A 1,217-nucleotide genomic window follows, 5' to 3' on the forward strand; every position below is an offset into this window, starting at 1 on the left:
TTACCGCTGACAGACCCATAAATAATGCAGTAGAAAGTACCGTTGTTTTAAATGACATAATTAAGATTCCTATTTGTCCAAAGTTAAATAATCAAATTGATGATATAAAGGTCATATTCCATGTCGCAGTTTTACTATAGATATATACGTATAGAGCACGATATTATCTATTTACCTAGACTAAATTCAGGTTACATCAGTTATAAACATTCAATTTAAAGTTAGTTAATTTCCTTTACTCTATTCCTTAGATATAAAGGGGATACTCTCTCCGTTATAAAGAGAATATTACCTTTACCCTAAGTTAATAATTTAGAGTGTTATTGATTTTATTTTTTGAAAATGTAATCCACCCTATTATTAAATTTAAAGTTTATTAATTTGAATGGATTGCATTAGTGTTTTTTATATGAATTTTCGGTTAATATTCATTTGTGATTCAATAGGTGTAAGTAACTATATTTATAAATCATCTAGATAAGATGAAATATCACCATTATTTTAGATGGTATTAAATGTTTTATTTATGTGTATTCAATATAAAAATCAAGGAGAGTATTTATTTTTTATATTAAATCAATGTACTAGATGCAATTTGAATGTAGTGTGTAATAAATAAAAAGTGTTCTTGTTATTTCACAAAGTTATTTTTTAACAATGAGATATCTTTGCTACCAATACTGTTTAGTTTAAATTTCATTATGGAAAGTCGAATGATTGCACGGTCTAAAAAATCTTGAATAGGCATTTTTAGTACATTTAAAACCTGTATTAACATATCTATCGTGATGTTACAGATACCGCGTTCATAACGAGAAACTTGTTGTTGAGAAATATTCAGTAAATTAGCTAATTCTTTTCCGCTGAGTAAACGGCGCTTGCGTAATAAGTAAATTTCATAACCAACTGCTTTTGTATAAATAGTTATTCCCTTCTTAGAAGAAGGTTTTTTATCATCTATTTCTATCATTGTATGCATTCCTTCCAAACAGCATCACTTAATAAGAATCGTATTTAGGTGAATACGAAGGATTGAAGAAAACATTGTATGAGAAAATAATTCCCTCTGTTTTCTTCCAACTAATTTACGTGACGTTGTTTGTAAAATCAAATAACGCAAATATAGAGTGATAGACAAAAATATTAATTTAAACTCTCTATGAGAGTAATACAAAATAATAAAGCTAGCGGTGAGCGGGTTTAAGGGGAGTAAGCTC

General features: G+C 27.7%; 1 protein-coding gene. It reads right to left on the bottom strand.

From position 1 onward, the window contains the following. Positions 1-631: 631 nt before the first annotated feature. Positions 632-970 carry a helix-turn-helix domain-containing protein gene (locus PSF16_RS13730; RefSeq protein WP_272689436.1) on the bottom strand — a complete coding sequence of 113 codons (339 nt, stop codon included), beginning with the start codon at positions 968-970 and terminating at the stop codon, positions 632-634. Between the last annotated feature and the right edge of the window lie 247 nt (positions 971-1,217).

Source organism: Providencia sp. PROV033, from assembly GCF_028484855.1.
In the GTDB taxonomy this organism is placed as follows: Bacteria; Pseudomonadota; Gammaproteobacteria; order Enterobacterales; family Enterobacteriaceae; genus Providencia; species Providencia alcalifaciens.